15 protein-coding genes are annotated in these 20,474 nt (G+C 47.1%); all 15 read left to right on the top strand.

The genetic code is table 11. The annotated features are described in order from the left end of the window. Positions 1–219: 219 nt before the first annotated feature. The 15 genes from C161_RS21925 (at position 220) to C161_RS21855 (ending at position 20,353) form a co-directional block, all read left to right on the top strand. Positions 220–1,734, top strand: coding sequence for a carboxypeptidase M32 (locus C161_RS21925; RefSeq protein ID WP_036672766.1), 1,515 nt, complete (start codon positions 220–222; stop codon positions 1,732–1,734). Positions 1,735–1,893: 159 nt separating this feature from the next. Continuing rightward, on the top strand, positions 1,894–2,898 hold the full coding sequence (locus C161_RS21920; protein ID WP_036672765.1) for an ABC transporter substrate-binding protein: 1,005 nt from the start codon (positions 1,894–1,896) through the stop codon (positions 2,896–2,898). 29 nt (positions 2,899–2,927) lie between these two features. Beyond that, a complete protein-coding gene (locus C161_RS21915) occupies positions 2,928–3,722 on the top strand; it encodes an ABC transporter ATP-binding protein (protein ID WP_036672763.1) in 795 nt (264 codons plus the stop codon). A 38-nt stretch (positions 3,723–3,760) separates the two neighbouring features. Next, entirely contained in the window at positions 3,761–4,552 is a 792-nt protein-coding gene (locus tag C161_RS21910) for an ABC transporter permease (protein WP_442789436.1), read from the top strand. A gap of 349 nt (positions 4,553–4,901) precedes the next feature. Beyond that, positions 4,902–5,879 carry an aromatic acid exporter family protein gene (locus C161_RS21905; RefSeq protein ID WP_036613548.1) on the top strand — a complete coding sequence of 326 codons (978 nt, stop codon included), beginning with the start codon at positions 4,902–4,904 and terminating at the stop codon, positions 5,877–5,879. A gap of 75 nt (positions 5,880–5,954) precedes the next feature. After that, positions 5,955–6,515 carry an outer spore coat protein CotE gene (locus C161_RS21900; RefSeq protein ID WP_017687912.1) on the top strand — a complete coding sequence of 187 codons (561 nt, stop codon included), beginning with the start codon at positions 5,955–5,957 and terminating at the stop codon, positions 6,513–6,515. Positions 6,516–6,716: 201 nt separating this feature from the next. Beyond that, positions 6,717–7,967 carry a putative amidoligase domain-containing protein gene (locus tag C161_RS21895; RefSeq protein ID WP_235193888.1) on the top strand — a complete coding sequence of 417 codons (1,251 nt, stop codon included), beginning with the start codon at positions 6,717–6,719 and terminating at the stop codon, positions 7,965–7,967. Positions 7,968–8,174: 207 nt separating this feature from the next. Then, entirely contained in the window at positions 8,175–10,976 is a 2,802-nt protein-coding gene (gene mutS / locus C161_RS21890) for a DNA mismatch repair protein MutS (protein ID WP_036672762.1), read from the top strand. Between the two features lie 21 nt (positions 10,977–10,997). Beyond that, a complete protein-coding gene (gene mutL, locus C161_RS21885) occupies positions 10,998–13,226 on the top strand; it encodes a DNA mismatch repair endonuclease MutL (RefSeq protein ID WP_036672761.1) in 2,229 nt (742 codons plus the stop codon). Positions 13,227–13,243: 17 nt separating this feature from the next. Continuing rightward, positions 13,244–14,029, top strand: a complete 786-nt coding sequence (locus C161_RS21880; RefSeq protein WP_036672760.1) for a class I SAM-dependent methyltransferase — start codon at positions 13,244–13,246, stop codon at positions 14,027–14,029. Further along, positions 14,010–14,966, top strand: a complete 957-nt coding sequence (miaA, locus tag C161_RS21875; protein WP_036672759.1) for a tRNA (adenosine(37)-N6)-dimethylallyltransferase MiaA — start codon at positions 14,010–14,012, stop codon at positions 14,964–14,966. Before C161_RS21880 ends, miaA begins: the two co-directional genes overlap by 20 nt. A gap of 373 nt (positions 14,967–15,339) precedes the next feature. Further along, entirely contained in the window at positions 15,340–15,582 is a 243-nt protein-coding gene (gene hfq / locus C161_RS21870) for an RNA chaperone Hfq (protein WP_017687918.1), read from the top strand. A gap of 170 nt (positions 15,583–15,752) precedes the next feature. Continuing rightward, a complete protein-coding gene (locus C161_RS21865) occupies positions 15,753–18,419 on the top strand; it encodes a PBP1A family penicillin-binding protein (RefSeq protein WP_036672758.1) in 2,667 nt (888 codons plus the stop codon). Between the two features lie 288 nt (positions 18,420–18,707). Next, positions 18,708–19,271, top strand: coding sequence for a DUF402 domain-containing protein (locus C161_RS21860; RefSeq protein ID WP_036672757.1), 564 nt, complete (start codon positions 18,708–18,710; stop codon positions 19,269–19,271). Between the two features lie 110 nt (positions 19,272–19,381). Beyond that, positions 19,382–20,353 (top strand): AAA family ATPase, encoded by a 972-nt coding sequence (locus C161_RS21855; protein ID WP_036672756.1) that lies wholly within the window; start codon positions 19,382–19,384, stop codon positions 20,351–20,353. Positions 20,354–20,474: the final 121 nt, after the last annotated feature.

Below are 20,474 nucleotides of genomic sequence, written 5' to 3'. Positions count from 1 at the left end.
TTCAAAAAGTCCACTTTTGATTACGAATCATGCCTGAGGGCATCATCAGCATCGAAGTTGAACGCCATTTCTATCTTCTCGGTAATGAAAACCAGACTTTTTGAACACGTATCTTTAGGAGAACAATGCAATTTTCATCTGTTAAAAGTTGATTATACGCAATGCAAAAAGTATCATCAATAGGGTATAACATTTTTTTTGAAGAGGTGAACGATAACAATGGATAAACAAACACAGGAACATTTGCAATCCTTCCGTAATCTGGCTCGTAAAATTAAGAGCTATCATGAAGCCATTGGTTTGCTTCACTGGGATCTGCGCACAGGTGCGCCGAAAAAAGGCGTTCCGACTCGTTCGGAGACGCTGGGTATGTTGTCCACCGAAGCATTCAAGCTGCAAACCTCGGCTGACATGAAGACTTACCTGGATGCATTAACGACTCCAGCAGTATTGGAACAGCTCGAAGATATAGATCGTCGTCTGGTTGAAGATTGCAAGAAAGAATATGATCGCAGTCAATCCGTACCACCTGAGAAAGTACAAGCTTATACCGTGCTAACAGCCAAGTCGGAAACGGCATGGGAAGATGCCAAGCATAATAGTGATTTTGCAGGATTCTCACCTTATCTCACAGATATCGTTAAGCTCAAACAGGAGTTTATTGATTATTGGGGTGTGAAGGATACACGTTATGATACGCTGCTTGATATGTATGAACCGGATCTGACGGTTGAGAAAGTGGACGCTGTGTTCGCCCGCCTCAAAGCACGTTTGGTGCCTTTGCAAGAGAAGATTAATGCTTCAGAAAACAAGCCAAATACAGAGTTCCTGAATCAGTTGTTTGACACCAAACAGCAGGAAAAATTCAGTCTGTTCATCCTGGAACAAATGGGCTATGACTTTGAAGCTGGACGATTGGACGAGAGTGTTCATCCTTTTGCAACGGGTCTTAACCCGGGTGATGTGCGGATCACAACACATTATCTGCAAGATGATGTAGCAAGCGCAGTCTTCAGTTCACTGCATGAGGGCGGACATGCCCTGTACGAGCAAAATATTGATGACAGTCTGGCGGGTACCCTTCTTGCCGAAGGAACGTCCATGGGGATTCATGAGTCCCAGTCCCGTCTTTGGGAAAACATGATTGGTCGCAGCCTGCCATTCTGGACACGTTATTACAAAGATTTGCAGCAGCATTTCCCGCAACTGAGCGAGGTTGAACTGGAAGATTTCTATCGTGCAATCAACCGGGTGGAGAGTTCACTCATTCGGATCGAAGCGGATGAACTGACCTATAACCTGCATATTATTATCCGATATGAGATCGAGAAAATGTTATTCAATGATGGTCTGGAAGTGAAAGATCTGCCGGAGACCTGGAATGCAAAATACAAGGAATATCTCGGTATTATGCCAACGAATGATGGAGACGGTGTTCTTCAGGATGTTCACTGGTCCGGTGGTGACTTTGGTTACTTTGCTTCGTATTCTCTGGGTAATATGTATGCAGCTCAAATTCTACATACATTGCGCAAGGAAATGCCGGAATTTGATACCCTCATTGCCGAAGGTAATCTGATTCCAATTAAGGAATGGCTTACAGACAAGATCTACCAGTATGGTAGAAGTCGCACACCTTCCGAATTGATTGTTGCCGTAACGGGTGAAGAATTGAACCCGGATTATCTGGCTGATTATCTGGAAGCCAAATATGCCGAGATTTACAAGCTGTAGATATCCCATATATAACATATTGAATAACATTTCGAAGAGCTGAAGAGTCGGGCATCATTGCCCGGCTCTTTTTTGCATTTAAGTTCTTAACCTTTTGTTGGGCATCGGCATATCCATAATAGAGAGAAACTGCTGAAACCAGTGAAGGAGGGAAACAACATGAAATACACGCCATGGTTCGTCCGGGGAATCGTTATTCTGCTGATTATCATTGTGGCGCTCACCAGCTGTAATAAGGAAGAGAATGAAGCCAAGATTACGATTGGCGAAGTGACTCGTTCGGTATTTTACGCACCGGAGTATGTGGCTGTGGCTCAAGGTTTTTTTGAAGAGCAGGGACTTGAGGTGGATATTCAAACGACTGCTGGTGGTGACAAAACGATGGCGGCATTACTCGCAGGTTCGGTGGATATCGCACTGGTAGGAGCGGAGACGTCCATATACGTCTATCAGCAGGGAGCGGAAGATCCGGTCATTAACTTTGCCCAGCTCACCCAGACGGATGGTACATTTCTGTTCACTCGTAACACAGAAGGTAGCTTCGATTGGGAACAACTGAGGGATTCCACATTTCTCGGTCAACGCAAAGGCGGCATGCCGCAAATGGCAGGGGAGTTCGCACTGAACAAACATGGCATTGATCCTCAAAGTGATCTGGAGCTGATTCAAAATGTGGACTTTGCCAACATTGCGTCTGCTTTCGCCTCAGGCACGGGGGATTATGTTCAACTGTTTGAACCCCAGGCATCCATCTTTGAACAAGAAGGTCGGGGGAAGGTTGTTGCATCGTTTGGCACAGAAGGTGGTCTTCTGCCTTACACCGTCTTCATGACGAAACAGAGTTATCTTAACGACAATAAGGATATCGTACAGAAGTTTACGAATGGTCTACACAAAGCGCAGGCATGGGTGGATTCCCATACGGCTGAAGAGATTGCTGAAGTCATTTCTCCTTTTTTCAAAGACATCGATCCAGCCATTTTGGTAAGTAGTGTGAACCGTTATAAGGAACAGGGCAGCTATGCAAAGGATCCGATCATTGATGAGGAAGAGTGGAACAATCTGCTTGATGTCATGAGTGCCGCCGGAGAGTTGAAAGAACGCGTGGATTTGAATGCCATTGTGGATAATGCCTATGCGGAAGAAGTTACGAAATCAAAGTAATGGGGTATTCAGGAAAGGAAGTGAGCAGAATGCCTGAATCCGAAAGTGTGATCCGACTGGAGGGGATCTCTCAAGTATACGTCAGCGAGCGGGAAGCTTCCTTGGTGATTGAGGACTTGAGTCTGGAGATCCAAAAAGGAGAGTTCGTCAGTCTGGTTGGACCGAGTGGATGCGGTAAAACGACATTGTTGTCGATCATCGCCGGGCTGCTCACACCCACCCGAGGAGAGGTTAAGGTTAAAGGCAAACTCGTTGGAGGCCCCTCAGCACAGATTGGTTATATGCTTCAACAGGACTATCTGTTTCCATGGCGGACCATTCTGGATAATGCTTTGATCGGTCTTGAACTGACAGGCAGACTGGATGAACGGAGCCGTGAGCGTGTACGGGAACTGCTGGTAAGTATGGGGTTGGCCGGAACGGAGAATCAGTACCCATCAGAACTTTCAGGGGGCATGAGACAGCGAGTGGCTCTGGTGCGCACGTTGGCAACCGACCCGGGAATTTTATTGTTGGATGAACCATTCTCAGCACTTGATTATCAAACCAAGCTGCAACTGGAGGATCTGGTCTCGGACACGTTAAAACAGTTTGGAAAAACCTCTGTTCTCGTCACCCATGATTTGTCTGAAGCCATTGCGGTCAGTGACCGCGTCATTGTGCTTGATCGTAATCCCGGCCGCATCCGTCGTGAGTTTATCATCCCCGATGAAATTCGGAAGGCTCAGCCCTTCCATGCCAGGGAGCAAGAAGGATTCAATGCGTTGTTTCAGGCGTTGTGGAGTGAACTGGATCAGTCCGGGGGAGGTGAGGAAGACGCGTGAATCCAATGAATCCGAAGCAGGAAAAGCGTGACGAATGGATGGGGCATCTGCATCGGAATCATATTCAGCAGGTTGCCAGATGGCGACATCAAGTGCTTGCCGTACAGTTATCTATGCTAGTATGTATGTTTTTGCTATGGGAAGTCGCAGGCAGACTTCGCTGGATTGATGTGTTGTTGTTCAGTTATCCGAGTAAGGTTTTTGCCCAGATTGGCAAGGACATCGCTAGTGGCGAGTTGTGGGCACATGTTGGGGTAACCGTGGGGGAAACGGCAGTTGGTTTTTTACTGGGAACACTGGTGGGAACCTTGCTTGCGGTTTTAATTTGGTGGTCTCCTTTTTTGTCCAAAGTGTTGGACCCCTATATGGTTGTGTTCAACAGTATGCCAAAGGTAGCACTTGGCCCGATCTTTATTGTGATGTTCGGCGCGGGTTTTACAGCGATTGTCATGACCACATTGTCCATCACGGTCATTATCACGACACTGGTGGTGTATAACAGCTTCAATGAAGTGGATCCCAATTATATTAAAGTCATTCGTACGTTTGGTGGAGACCGTTCCGAGATTTTTACAAAAGTTGTATTACCTGCTTCTTTTCCGGCGATTGTATCCACTTTGAAAGTGAATGTGGGCATGGCTTGGGTGGGTGTAATTGTGGGTGAGTTTCTGGTCGCCAAACAAGGGCTAGGTTATCTCATTATCTACGGATTTCAGGTATTCAACTTCACACTCGTATTATCGAGTCTGTTAATTATTGCCGCAGTTGCAACAGCCATGTACCAACTTGTTGTCTATGCAGAACGCAAAATGCTGGCTGGCCGCAGGTGATTCGGAAGTGTTTTACTCGTAATGTGACCGGGTATGATATGTATACAATTTCACAAGGGGTGTCACGTTGCCCGATACCGTAAAATCAAGTACCATATTTAGTATGATTATTCCGCGCAGATCCGGAATGAATGCGATGATTGGAGAAGAGGGCCTTGAGGTTCTGTCGCAACGATCTAACTTGCCAGCGTCCCTCATTCGGGGCGTGTTGCTGTGACCGGCATGCATGCGCATGTCGGTTGATGTCGTCTAGTTTACTTTTGGATGAGACATACTAGTCATGATAAATGAATGAGGCGACGAGCTGGCTAAGAATTTTTTTTGCTGCTTAGAGGAGATGGAATGTTAAATGGGTTTTAGGGTAATTAAAACTGCAATCGCCGCATTAATGGCTGTATTGATTGCAGACTGGTGTCGCTTGCCGGGACCAACATCAGCGGGATTGCTTGCCATTCTTGGTGTGGATGTAACGAGAAAACGAAGTATTCGCACCATATCGGCGCGGTTCTTTGCTTCCGTAGTTGGACTTTTATTTGCAAGTGTACTTTTTCACTTTCTAGGCTTCCATTATTGGGTGCTGGCGGTATACATATTGATCGCATTCCCGGCTATTGTCCGGGTAGGATTTAAAGAAGGCATTGTTACAGGTTCTGTTGTGGTGTTTCGGGTGTTCGGCGGCGGGGAGATGGACGTGCATGTCGTCCTCGTACAAATTGCTTTGTTGTTAATTGGTCTTGGTTCCGCAATGGCGGTTAACCTGGCCTATATGCCGGCAGCAGATCCACAGATGCTGCGCATTCGCAAACGAATCGATGAACTCTTCTCGAAGATTTTCAAGGAATTTGCGGCCACGCTGCGTAATCCCAATGAAGCATGGGCAGGGAGAGAGCTGATTGAAGCAGATAAAGCGATCCTTGGCGGTATTGATGCTGCCAAACGTTCTCTGGAGAATCAGGTGATTCATCCGAATGAGGAATGGAGCGTCTACTTCTATATGCGCAAAACGCAGTTGGACTCCATCCAGCACATGATGCATCTCGTGTCCCAGATCTATCAGAAGATGCCACATGCGGAGATGGTATCGGAGCTGTTCGATCAGCTTAGTCAGGACGTACTCACTGAATCCTACACGGGACGAACTGAAAAACTTCTTGCAGATGTGCAAGAAGAATTCAAACGTATGGAGCTGCCGGATACAAGGGAAGAATTCGAGATTCGTTCTGCAATTCTCCAGCTGTGCCGCGAACTCGCGCTGTATCTGAAAGTCGCGAAGAAGGACAAAGCACCGTCCCCAATCTCGGACCGGTCCCAATCTACAAACGAATAATAGAAAATAGTTGTCACCCTAGACGAATGCCCTGCATACACTTGTAGTGAATGATTGTATGGAGGAGGTTTAAAGATGTCATTGAGTCATAAACATCAATGTAGAGAGATTATCACGAAGGCGATCTGCGGCAAAGGTCGTAAGTTCTCTACCGTAACACATACCGTGACTCCGCCAAATGGTCCGACAAGTATTTTGGGGGCTTGGATTATCAACCACCAATATGAAGCCGTATCAGCGGGTGACGGAATTGAAGTTATTGGTACTTACGATATCAACATTTGGTATTCCTACGACAAGAACTCTCAGACGGATGTAGCCAAAGAAACGGTCTCGTATGTAGAACATGTGCCTTTGTCCTATCTGGACCCGAAACACCGGACTTCCACAGTGGAGGTATCTGCGGATGCAACGCAGGAACCTAGCTGTGTGGAAGCCACAGTATCAGCAGGTGGAAGCAGTGTAATTATCCGGGTAGAACGGGAATTCGCTGTGGAACTCGTTGCCGAAACCAAAGTTTGTGTGAAGGTCTGCACAGATGGTTGCGGTGACTACGAAGACAAGGACTATGACTTTGGCAGTGCCGATGGAGATTATGACGATCTCGATCCCGATCTGCTCGACGATGAGCTGTGAGTTTGACGCCTGTATTTGATAACCTAAGGTATCATATGCGCCAGAAGGCGCGGTGAAGAGGGCGTAAGCCCTCTTTCTTCTTAAATATTAAAAAATGGGTGGTAACGAGCCTCGCAATGTGCCTGGAATACCTTTCACGGGAAGGCTCCGCATTGCGGGGTTATTTTTATTTTAGTTGCATGATCCGGGAGGGGGGACGTAATGAATGTGATGGAACAAGCGGAGGAAGCGCTGCGCCGATATGAAAGGATGACTTCTGGAGAACGTGCAGAACGGTTGAAACAGGCAGGCATTGAAGTATTGTCACTGGACGATCGGCGCAAACGTGAACCAGGCTTGCGTGTACGCTATGACGTAGAGATAAGCTGTCTGCAGGCGATCCGGATCAAACGCAAGGATACTAGTGGCATGGGAGGGGCACAGGAAACTCTGTTGGAGCGTGAAGCGAGTTCAACCTTGTTCAAGCGCATAGAACGACTTGCGATCAAAACGCTGTATACGCTAGGGCTGGATCATGGAGCTGTTCGAATGGAATCCTCAGGGAATGGCGGCTGTGCAGTGATTTCGATCGACCCGTGTCCCTGGAAAGGGGTGACCAACCTTGCTGCTACCTATAGGGAAAGCTGGAAGCAGCATCAGGAACTGCTGGATGAGGAACTGAGTCACAGACCCATTCCAATACTCGGCATGGACCCGGAGTTTCTTCTGGTGCAGATGCCGGAATCCAAAATCGTACCCGCCTCCAGATTTCTTGAACGTACAGGAATGGCAGGCTGTGATTCCGTGACGATTGGTGGACGGCGCATATATCCGGTTGCCGAACTGCGACCGGCTCCCAGCTCCGAACCACGAGAACTGCTGGCTCATCTGATGAGGGCATTCGCAGCCGCTTCCCGCAGCATCAGTGATCACTCGCTCATCTGGCAGGCAGGAGGGATGCCACAACGGGGGTTACCTTTGGGTGGTCATATTCATTTTAGCGGGGTGAATCTTACCGGGGAACTGCTTCGTGCACTGGACAATTATCTGGCATTTCCACTGGCATTTCTGCAAGACCCCCGTGGATCGGGAAGACGACCCCGTTATGGAGCACTTGGTGATTTTCGTCTGAAATCCTATGGTGGGTTTGAGTATCGTACGTTACCCAGCTTTCTTGTGTCGCCCCTTGTTGCAAAAGGTGTTGTGGCCTTGGCAGGTCTGATCGCGAGCGGGTATACTCAATTACGGCAGCGTCCGTTGGCGAAAGCTGAGGTTCATACCGCATTTTATGAAGGAAAGCGCGAAGTGATTAAGGAACACATCCCAGCACTCGTAGATGATCTGAAGAGGTTGGATGGATATGCACGTTATGAACGGTATGCGTCTCCGTTAATCCTTCAATTAAAACTGGGAAGAACTTGGGATGAGAGCCGTGATATTCGCAAACTCTGGAATATTCGGGCAGGTTCATGAAGTACGGGCGTTTTTTTGATATAATAAGAAACAAGTCTTTTATGAGTAATAAGCTACTACGGAAGATATGGAGCAGCAACCCTTGAAGGAAGTGGCGATTAGCCAACACATAAGGCGGAGGCGCAAACACAGTGCCTGACCGTCTTATTGTCCTTCCAGGATGCGTTTCTTCCTGACATTATAGGAACAGGATGGAGGATATTCATCATGGCTCAGTATACGCCAATGATTCAACAATATTTGCAAGTGAAAGCCGAAGCACAAGATGCTTTTTTATTTTTTAGACTGGGTGACTTCTATGAATTGTTCTTCGAGGATGCGATTAATGCTTCCCGTGAACTTGAGATCACGCTGACCGCACGCAACGGAGGCACGGATGACAAAATTCCGATGTGCGGTGTACCTTATCATTCGGCTGACAATTACATACAGCGTCTGATTGAAAAAGGATATAAAGTTGCAATTTGCGAGCAGATGGAAGATGCAAGTGTAACCAAAGGCATGGTACGACGCGAAATTGTACGTGTGGTTACACCCGGAACGGTGATGGAAGGAAAGACGCTGGGTGACAAGTCCAACAACTACATGGTCTGTCTTACAGGTAATCAAAATACGCTGGCGCTCGCGGCCTGTGATCTGTCAACGGGTGAGTTGTATGTGACATCCGTACCTTATTCCAAGGAATGGCTCAAGGATGAAATCGGCATCTACGAACCATCGGAGCTGGTGGGGGATGCAGCGCTGCTTGAAACGGTAGAAGCCGAGGCGTCTCCAATCGGTCGTCCTGTGGTTTACACGTCGTGGACAAAGAATAAGGAAGATCTGGTCCGTCAGCAGTTTGGCGAGGCTGTATGGGCAAGATTAGAGCCTGAACGTCAAGCGTGCATTGCACGTCTTTTCTCCTATCTGAGTGAGACACAGAAACGTTCTCTGGGGCAGTTAACTCAAATCTCAACGTATGAGCCCGATCATTACATGATCTTGGACCCGTTTACCCGCCGGAACCTGGAATTGGTGGAAACTGTGCGTGAACGCTCCAAAAAAGGTTCATTACTCTGGTTGCTTGATCGGACCGAGACGTCCATGGGTGCAAGAATGCTGCGTCGCTGGGTCGATAAGCCATTGTTACAAAAAGGGAAGATTAATGAGCGTCTTGAAGCAGTGGATACGTTGTACAACCAGTTTATATTGCGTGAGGACCTGCGGACAGAACTTAAAGACATCTATGATCTGGAGCGTTTGGTAGGCCGGATTGCGTTTGGTAATGCGAATGGTCGTGACCTGAATGCGCTCAAGTCATCGCTGGAGAAAATTCCAGGACTTCGTCAGCATTGCGCAGGATCATCTTCCGCAACATTGCAGCATATTGCCGAAACGATGGATGATTGCAATGATCTGCGTGAAGCTATCGGGCAAGCCATTGTGGACGAGCCACCGGTATCGGTAAGGGACGGAGGTCTGATTCGTGAAGGGTACCATGAACGTCTGGATGAATTGCGTGAGGCTTCAGTTAACGGGAAACAGTGGATTGCGGAGCTGGAAGCGCGAGAGCGTGAGGCGACAGGCATTCGATCGCTGAAGATTGGATATAACAAAGTATTTGGTTATTATATCGAGATCACCAAGTCCAATCTGTCCGCGTTGCCAGAAGGACGTTATGAACGTAAACAGACACTTGCCAATGCAGAACGTTACATTACGCCGGAGTTGAAGGAAAAAGAGACGCTGATTCTCGAAGCTCAGGACAAAATGGTTGATATTGAGTATGGACTGTTCGCAGAGCTGCGCGAGCGGCTGAACAAAGAGATTGCAAGGCTGCAGAAGCTGGCTGAACAGGTAGCGGAAATTGATGTGTATCAATCTTTTGCGGTGATCAGTGCTGAGCGAAACTTTGTACGTCCTACGTTGACCGACGGTTATGATCTGGTTGTGGAAGAAGGACGCCATCCGGTCGTTGAGGCGGTCATGCGAGATGGCGCATTTATTGCCAATCACACGGCAATGACCAAGGAAGAGGCACGTATTCTGCTGATTACTGGACCAAATATGGCTGGTAAGAGTACGTATATGCGACAGGTCGCTTTAATCTCCATTTTGGCGCAAGTGGGTTGTTTTGTACCTGCGGGTCAGGCGGAAGTGCCGATCATGGATCGCATTTTCACACGGATCGGTGCCGCGGATGATCTCATTGGCGGACAAAGCACATTCATGGTGGAGATGGCCGACATTCAGGTCATGACGGACAAAGCCACACCACGCAGTCTGATTATTATCGATGAATTGGGACGGGGAACGTCAACTAGTGAAGGTATGGCCATTGCTCAGTCTGTTATTGAATATGTACATGATATTATCGGCTGTAAAGCCCTTGTATCAACTCATTTCCATGAGCTTGCTCATCTGGAGGAGAGTCTGGACAAGCTGGCCAACTACTCGATGGCGGTACAGGAGAGTGGTGACAAAGTTAATTTCCTGCGCAAATTGATTGCCGGGGCAGCCAGCAGCAGTTATGGTATCTATTGTGCACGCCTTGCAGGTCTGCCTGATAGCATTATTGAGCGGGCGAATGGACTATTGCATGGGTTCGAAAATGCGGCCGCGCAAGTAGCTGTAGGCAGTGAATATATTGGAAACGAGAAGCAGGGAGCAGGCTTGAAATTAAAAGGGGGAGAATTCCAGCACACGGATTCAGCACCATTGATCAGGGAACACGAGATTGTGGAGAGTGCAGAGTACACACCTTCTATTGAAGATTCGGCAGGGAAGCAACATGCCAAGAAATCAAACAGCAAAGGACAGTCCAGCGCAAACCATTCGGATGTGGTTCAACTGTCCATCTTTGGAGATGATGAGCCGAATGTGGCAACGAAACCGGATGTAGTTGCGGTGGATAAACCAGCGCGAGAATTCATCCGTGCGATGAAAGATATCGATGTCATGAATATGACGCCTCTTCAGGCGATGCAGATATTGAATGATCTCAAATTGAAGGCACAGCAATTATCCTGAGTATAAGGGAGGGGAAAACCTGTGGCGAAGATACATGTGCTTGATGAACATATTGCCAACCAGATCGCGGCGGGTGAAGTGGTCGAACGGCCTGCTTCAGTTGTCAAAGAGTTGCTCGAAAACTCGGTGGATGCAGGCGCCACCAAGATAGAAGTGACGGTGGAAGAGGGGGGACTCCTCAGTATTCGTGTCAAAGACAATGGTACAGGTATTGAGCCAGAGGACATGGAAACCGCCTTTTATCGTCATGCGACCAGCAAAATAGCCCATGGCCGAGATCTGTTTCAGATCACAAGTCTTGGATTCCGTGGCGAAGCCTTGGCGAGTATTGCCGCCGTGTCCAAGGTAGAGGTATTATCGGCAAGTGGTAATGACGGGCGGGGGCGCCGCATCGTGATTGAAGGCGGGAACCTTGTCTCTCATGAAGATGCAACCTCACCCCAAGGTACAGATTTTGCAGTGAGAGAACTATTTTACAATACACCAGCCAGACTTAAATATATGAAAACGATCCAGACGGAACTGGGACATATTTCAGATGTCCTATACCGCATGGCGATGTCTCACCCAAACATTTCGTTCCGACTGCGCCATAATGAGAATGTGTTGCTTCAGACGTTGGGCAACGGCGATCTGCTGCAAGTGGTTGCAGCGATATATGGGACAAGTGCAGCGAAAGCGATGCTTCCCATCCAGGGTGAAAGTCTGGATTACCGGGTGAGCGGGCTGATCAGCCTGCCAGAATGGACACGAGCGAATCGTAATGGTATGTCAACGATTGTTAATGGGAGATTTGTTCGCAATTACGGTCTCAATCAGGCGATTCTCAAAGCCTACCATACCTTGCTGCCCATCAATCGCTTCCCACTTGTCGTGGTGCAGTTGGAGATGCACCCCTCTCTTGTGGATGTGAACGTGCATCCGGCCAAGTTGGAGGTTCGCTTCAGCAAGGAACCAGAACTGTATGAATTCATAGAGACGACGTTGCGGGGTATACTCCGGCAGGAGGTACTGATTCCACAGGTCAAAAAACAGCAGATTCGACGTGGGGACGATAGCTCCTTTATCCAGGAACAATTCCTCTTTCCACGTGGTCCGCTGAAAGATGCATCTGATGCAGAAGGATATGGACAACAAGGTCCACTCGGGAAACCTGCTAGTACATCGCTGAAGTTAACTACGGAAGATGATGATCTGGATTTGGATGCTCCGGCGGATGTGACCACAGGACAGCCAGTATTTGAACAGGGTCACTCAGTGCCGTTGCCAGAAGCTCCACCTGAGATTACACACCCCCCTGTGCAGTTAGAAAGTTGGAACGGGGATATTTTGCAGAAGATTGATAGTCATGACGGGGGGCAGACATCCGTTAACGTGCAAGAAGGCACTAAGGATGTAAGTACAAGTTCAAGTACAAGTTCTACCGAAACTGTTCCCAAATCTGACCTCTCTTCTCAAGATGGTGGGGATCGTGGAGCAACAGAGAAACCGCTGGCTGAAGGCAAACCAGCTACGTATCGCTCCGATTCCGTATATTCACCGGTTAGGGAAGCACGTTCATCGTATAATCCGTCTTCGATTGCCAGAGGTGAACGGACGTGGAAAACTTCAGGTCTGCCTGATGCCACTAAACTTGCTGCTGCCATTAAATCGGATGCTTCCATGCCTGTATTTCCGGAGCTGAGTCTGATCGGACAGCATCATGGTACGTATTTGATCGCGCAAAATGACCAAGGTTTATATTTGATTGATCAGCATGCTGCTCATGAACGCGTGAATTATGAGTACTATTACGAGAAATTTGGTAACCCTGCCCAGGCCTCACAAGAGTTACTGCTGCCTATTACGCTCGAATTTACACCTTCGGAGACGGAAAAGCTGAAAACAAGGCTGGCCTGGTTCGAACAGGCGGGTGTATATTTGGAGCATTTCGGTGGACAGACGTTCCGTGTACGCTCCCATCCGTTCTGGTTCCCCAAAGGGGACGAGAAAGACATTATCGAAGAAATGTCCGAGTGGGTTCTTAGTGAACGCAGCATAGATTTAGCCAAGATGCGAGAAGCTGCATCCATTATGTGTTCCTGTAAGGCATCCATCAAAGCGAACCAAAAGCTGACGGATCAGGAAGCAGAGGTGCTGATTCAGCGTCTGGGTTCATGTCGTCAGCCCTATACGTGTCCACATGGGCGGCCAATTGTGATTTCATTTTCAACATATGATCTGGAAAAATTGTTCAAACGTGTTATGTAGCTATTTAGGAGGAATCTATGTATATTACAACCGGTGAAAAGGAAGCGGCTTTACTTGTGGAGCGGGCCCGAAACCTTGCTGAAACAACAGGGGGTACTTACGTGCGCCGTAATAAAATGTCTCTGCCCATGATGATTGAACACTATGAGGCGGAGGAGGTTCTGGTTGTACTCCAGGGTAAAGTGCGTCTATTTCGGAAGGATTCACCGTTGCTGGAGTTCCACCCCAGCATGGGATTTGTTCGTGCCAAACGTATATTGCGAGGAGAACCTGATCCACTGCTGGAGGCGGGGGCGGTGAATGAAGGGGATACCATCATCGATTGTACAGCCGGACTGGGCACGGATGCACTGGTGTTCTCAGTTGCAGTGGGTAAAAGTGGACGGGTGATTGCATGTGAGAGCTCTCTTCCGCTATATACACTATTAGTGGAGGGGATGTCTCAATATGAGACGATCAAGCCAGCGGTAAATGAAGCTTTCCGGCGCATTGAGCTGCATCATGCAAATCATCTTGAGTTGCTGCGTTCCATGCCGGATCGAAGCTGTGATACCGTATATTTTGACCCCATGTTCCGTGAACCGATGATGGATTCAAGTGCTATACAGCCCTTGCGAGATTATGCAAATGCTCATGCGCTGGATGAACAGAGCATTATGGAAGCAAAACGGGTTGCCCGTAAACGGGTAGTCATGAAAGAAAAGCGCGGCAGCGCGGAGTTTGACAGGCTCGGATTTGAAATACTTGATCGGGCGAATGCAAAAACCCTGTACGGAGTGATTAATGTTGAAAGTGGAAGTTAAACCAAAACCTAAACTGCTTGTGTTGGTTGGACCAACAGCAGTAGGCAAAACAAGAATGAGCATCGAGCTTGCCCAAGCTTTCAATTGTGAGATTATCTCAGGCGATTCGATGCAGGTATATCGTGAAATGGATATCGGAACTGCCAAGATTACCTCTGAAGAAATGAAGGGTGTACCTCATCATCTCATTGATATCCATGAACCGGAGTATCCGTATTCTGTGGCCGAGTTTCAGGAGAGTTGTACACGATTGATTAGTGAAATTCACGAACGCGGTAAAATGCCTTTTATCGTAGGTGGCACCGGTCTATATGTGGAATCAGTATGTTACGGCTTCCAATTCTCGGATAGCGGTTCAGATGAAGCATTCAGAGAGGAACAATTCAGCTATGCTGAGCTAAATGGAGCACAGGCCCTTCATGATCGATTGAGGGAAGTTGACCCCGTTAGTGCGGATCGTTTGCATCCGAATGACCAGCGGCGAATTGTACGTGCGCTTGAGATCCATCACCTCACAGGCGAGAAGTGGTCTGATCAGCTGGCAGTACAGAAGAAAGAATCGCCTTATGACCTTCTTATTGTTGGTTTGACAATGGATCGGCAGAAGTTGTACGCCCGGGTAGAAGAGCGGATTGATCTGATGATCGAACAAGGTCTGGTAGATGAGGTGAAATCCTTGTTGGAACGCGGAGTGGCCAGAGGTCATATTTCCATGCAAGGGTTGGGATATAAGGAGATTGCAGCGTTCCTGCAAGGGGAAGTGAGTTGGGAAGCTGCGGTTGAGTGGTTGAAGAGGGATACACGTCGGTTTGCCAAACGGCAGCTTTCCTGGTTCCGCCATATGAAGGATATTGAATGGGTGGACATGACGGATACCCAGGATTTTGAAGGGAAATACAAGCAGATAAGTGAATTGATTACACGGAAATTTGATTGATTTGAGCGATTATTAGTATTCTTCTGACAGGCATCGATTAGATCAAGATATGTAAACCTCTACCTTTTAGTCATCAAAAGGGTAGAGGTTTTTATTTATCACTAGAACAGATGGTAGAGATTAAGCATTCGCTAAACAACGAATAAATGTGCTTTAAAATGAAGATTTTGTCCCTCTTTTGCAAAACAGACAAGCGGTGTATAATGGATAAGTCTTCTATTTGTTCACCTCACTAAGAATGGGGGTAAAATAGCAGACAAGGGGTTTTTGTGGATTATATGAAACTGTTCATGATATAATAGCACGAAAGCTACTCAGCGATATTGAATATTACTTGAACACGAATTCAAATGAACCAATGGGGGTACGGCTAATGAACAAGTCCATCAACATCCAAGATACGTTCTTGAACCAACTGCGGAAAGAAAATATTCCTGCTACGGTCTATCTGACCAACGGCTTCCAAATCCGCGGGACGATCAAGGCATTTGACAATTTTACGATCGTCATTGACAGCGACGGACGCCAGCAAATGGTCTACAAGCATGCCATCTCCACGTTCACGCCGCAACGCAGCGTATCGCTGATGCAGCAAGATAACAGCGGCGAAGCTTAAAAAAATTACGAAACCTTTTCACCAACCATTTCGTCTACAAGTATAGGTATTGAAACAGAGCAACCTGAATAAAGGGTTGTTCTTTTCATTCCGGGCAAAATTTGTTTAATATATGCCTGAGCCTACAGACGATTAGAAATTATGCAACCGAAAGGGAGTCAGGAGGTAACATGCCAAACGATCCGTTGTCGAGGTCTAACAATCGCAACAACAATAACAAGTCACCCAAAAAAGCGAAGCCAAAGACCTCTAAAAAGAAAAAAATTACGGGTAAACGCGTTGGATGGACACTGTTTTTCACAATGGCAATCGCCATATTCTGTGCACTTGGCGGATATTTATTTATTATGGTGAGTGGTGAAAATCTGCTCAAAGCCAATAAGGACAAAACCACAATTAATGAAACTTCAAAAGTATATGATCGCAATGGCCAATTAATGGGGGAACTATCCATTCAGAAGCTGGAACCCGTCAAAGAAGATGATATTCCTGAGCTGGTAAAGCAAGCCTTTGTTGCAACGGAGGATAAGCGATTCTACGATCACCAAGGCGTAGATATCTGGTCCATTGGGCGTGCAGCGGTAAAAGATGTCATGGCTCGTTCCATGGTGGAAGGTGGTAGTACACTAACCCAACAGCTTGCCAAGAACATGTTCTTGTCCCGTGACAAAACGTTCTTCCGTAAAGCAACGGAAGTATCGATTGCCATGGCATTAGAGCGCAAGTACACAAAAGACGAAATCCTGACGATGTATCTGAACCGGATTTTCTTCGGTCATCAGCGTTACGGGATTAAAGCGGCATCTGAATTTTACTTTGGAGTTACTGATCTCAAGAGGTTGAAGTTGTGGCAAATTGCTACATTGGCAGCTATGCCGAAAGGGCCTTCTGCCTATAATCCGGTGAGCAATCCAAACGACTCAAAAGCACGCCGAGGTGTGGTATTGCAGCTGATGTATGAACAAGGCTACATTACCAAGGCGGAGATGGACGAAGCAAAAGAGATTAACTATAACTACAAGCGACCAGAGAAAGACAGGAAGTATCAAGGTTTTATAGATTATGTGCTCCGTGAAGCTGAACGAGTAACAGGTAAAACGGAAGATGATCTGAATATCGGCGGGTACAAAATCTATACAACTATGGATGCTCAGGCTCAAACAGCCATGGAAACTGCCTTCACAGATGATAATCTGTTCGAGGCAAGTAAAGACGATCAACAGGTTCAAGGCTCCATGGTTATCATGAACCATGAGAATGGTAGCCTCGTTGCCCTCCTGGGAGGACGGGATTATCAGACTAAAGGTTATAGCCGTGTAACGCAGAGTCGAAGACAACCAGGTTCAGCTTTTAAACCGATTGTGTCTTATGCACCTGCGCTTGAATCAGGAAATTACAGTGCCAACTCATCGCTGAGTAATGCGAAGCAATGTTTTGGTAACTACTGTCCTGGTAACTTGCATGGATATTCTTCAACGATCAGTATGACGGAAGCCATTACGAAATCGGAAAATATTCCTGCGGTTTGGCTGCTTGATAAAATAGGCGTTAACACAGGCATTAATTTTGCCAAGAGTGTAGGTATACAGCTGACAGATGAAGACAAAAACCTGGCGATTGCCCTCGGTGGTCTAAGTAAAGGTACAAATACACTGGAAATGGCGCAAGCCTATAGTGCATTTGCCAACCTCGGAGAATACCGACAAGCCTATGCGATTAAAGAAATCAAGGATAGCGCAGGCAAAACCACTTATAAACATGATAACTCGGACACAACGCGTGTCATGAGTGAGCAAAATGCGTATCAGCTTACACAGATGCTGCAGAACGTTGTTAATGACGGTACGGGACGTTCAGCGCGTCTGGATCGTCCGGTAGCGGGTAAAACAGGAACTGTTCAAAGTGGTATCTCTGGCAACAGTGCCAACCGTGATGTATGGTTTGTTGGATACACACCGGAATGGACTGCCGCAGTCTGGATGGGGTATGACAATCCGGATGCCAATCATATGCTTAAGAACAGCAGTAAGCTGTCAGCAGCTTTCTTTGCCAAAGTTATGGGAGATGCTTTAAAAGGCGTTCCAGTGAAGCAATTCAAAGCACCAGCTGGAGGGCAGGCACCTCCGCCAGTAGAAGAACCAGAAAAGCCGGCTCTGTCCGTTAGTGGGCTGAGTGGATCATACGATCCAAATGCACAAACCGTCTCCCTGAGTTGGACTGGAACGGGTGACGCGAGTACTCAATATCGAATTTATCGGAAAGAAACATCTGAAGCCCAGTTCACTCATCTCATTGATGCAATAGGAGCGACCAATGCACAAGATTTAAGTGCGTTGCCTGGTCTAACCTATGAGTACTATGTGACAGCTTACGACTTGGCATCAGGACTTGAGACGGATCCTTCCAACACCATCTCCTTGATGATTGAAGCGCAGGAAGTGCCGCCGGAAGAACCTGATCCTGGTTTAGACCCTGGAACAGAGATAGATCCTGAGCAGCCGGGTACGGAGAATCCGGACAATGGTACACCGAATAATGGCAACTCGAACGGTAATAACGGTAACGGTAATGGAAATGAAAATGGCAATAACGGAAATGGTAATGGTAATAACGGAAACAATGGCAACGGTGGTAATAACGGCGGAAACGGTCAACCTGGGGAAGGAAATACCACCCCACCTGGTCAGGGCACAACAGATCCTGGCGGAAATGGTGAAGGTTCCGATGATGGGGGCGTAACTACGCCAGGCGAGGTTGTAACTCCGGACAGCGGAACAAGTGGGGATACTGGAGGGACAGATGCACCTGCAGATTCCCAAGCTGGAACCGGCGGCTAAGCGAATGAATCACTAAATAGCTACATTGAAAAACTGCTTCCCGGGAAACCGGTGAAGCAGTTTTTTGTGTTATACAGAACCAACTGTAATGGAAGCTGATTTGATGAATAGGTGGGACAAAGCTTGATTTTGAGTGTAAACCTTAAATATGGTAAGCTGTAACTATTCGTAATACGTTGTGCAAGGGCGGACCCAGAGCGCTGGAATCCATCAGGCGGACGTTATTACATTGTTCACCAATAACATCAGAGCAGGTCACGGACCTGTAGTCGGCAAAGAGGGGTTCGTATGAAACGGAAATTCGGGGATCGCGCGAACTGGCGCCGGATTACGAACCGACAATTCACATGCCGGTTCGTTCAATCCAAAATTTTCACAGGTTATATTACGTTGTACACCATACAGGATTTGAAAGAACCTCTGTGGAAAACTTATGGAGGCAGTACCTTCTGTATCGCAGATAAAGGTTATTCCTGGTTGCAATACTATCCGAAGGGAGAGCACTTTGTTGTTACGGCGATGTTTGACGATCAGGAACGGATTGTAGAGTGGTACATTGATACATGCCGTAGTCAGGGGATAACCGATCAGGGTGTTCCTTGGTTTGATGACCTGTATCTGGATGTCGTTGTATTGAAAGATGGGGAAGTATTTTTGCTGGATGAAGATGAGCTTGAAGATGCACTGTCACGAAAACATATTACAACGGGTGATTATGACTTGGCTAACAAGACGGCAAAGGAACTGTTGCATGCCATTGATGCACATGTATTCCCATACTTTCAGTTATCACTGAAGCATAGGCCGAGTTTGTTTGAGAACGGAGAGTTTCGAAAAAACATTCAGATTTGAGTCATCTAATTATCCGTAGAATTCTTCATGATCCTTCTAATATTGGAGCACCTGATAGAATACATTAATAATCAGGAGAGTTCAGCCCGATAAAATAGAGGTGATGGCGAATGAACGGACGGGTCATGGCTGCAGGAGAGCAACCAGGAGGCAGACCATCCAGACAAATTAATATTGTGTTGCGTAACCAGGAACCTCAGATGTTGGTCAAAGATGAAGCAGCGGCAGTACAGGCAGCCAAGAGTATAACCAAACATGCGCACTTCCAGGAGATACAGGGTGAATTGGAGCAACTGGTTGGACTTGAAAATATCAAAGACTTGGTGTTTGAGATCTATGCTTTCCTACAGATTGCTCAGATGCGTACCGAAGCAGGCTTACTTAGTGGTGCGCACGTGTATCATATGATCTTCAAAGGTAATCCGGGAACCGGTAAGACCACCGTGGCGAGGATCGTTGCCAAACTCTTTCAGAAGATGGGTGTGTTAAGTAAAGGTCATCTTATTGAAGTAGAGCGTGCAGATCTGGTTGGAGAATATATCGGTCACACGGCGCAGAAAACAAGAGATCTGGTTAAGAAGGCAATCGGTGGGATATTGTTCATTGACGAAGCCTACAGTTTGGCCCGTGGGGGAGAGAAGGATTTTGGAAAGGAAGCTATTGATACGCTTGTAAAATCAATGGAAGATAACAAAAATCAGTTTATTCTCATATTGGCTGGTTATTCAGATGAGATTGATTTTTTTCTTCAGACCAATCCCGGATTACCTTCCCGCTTCCCCATTCAAGTGGAGTTTCCAGACTATAGCATTGATCAGTTGATTCAAATCTCTGAGATTATGGCCAAAGAGCGTGATTATATTCTAATGCCACAGACCATACTCAAGCTAAAGCAGCATTTGCTTCAGGAGAAAAATGATTCGCTGCATGCGTTCAGTAACGCCAGATACGTTCGTAATGCCATTGAGCGTTCGATCAGGCATCAGGCGGTTCGTTTGTTGGAACAATACTCGGAAGGCAGTCCAGGAAAACTGGAGTTGATGACAATCCGTACAGAGGATTTGAACTTTGAGCGAAAGTAAGCGATAATATAGTTTTTACATCAGCCGGCCGGGTCAACCGGTTCGGCTTAAGGCATGCCATGGCATATTCGTGGCAATGTATATCAACGGATTAATTTAGTAATTAGAGGGAGTGAACATA

The organism is Paenibacillus sp. FSL R5-192 (assembly GCF_000517845.1).
Classification (GTDB): domain Bacteria; phylum Bacillota; class Bacilli; order Paenibacillales; family Paenibacillaceae; genus Paenibacillus; species Paenibacillus amylolyticus.
The sequence above is the reverse complement of the archived record's forward strand: the minus strand, read 5'-3'. Positions and strand labels throughout refer to the sequence as shown.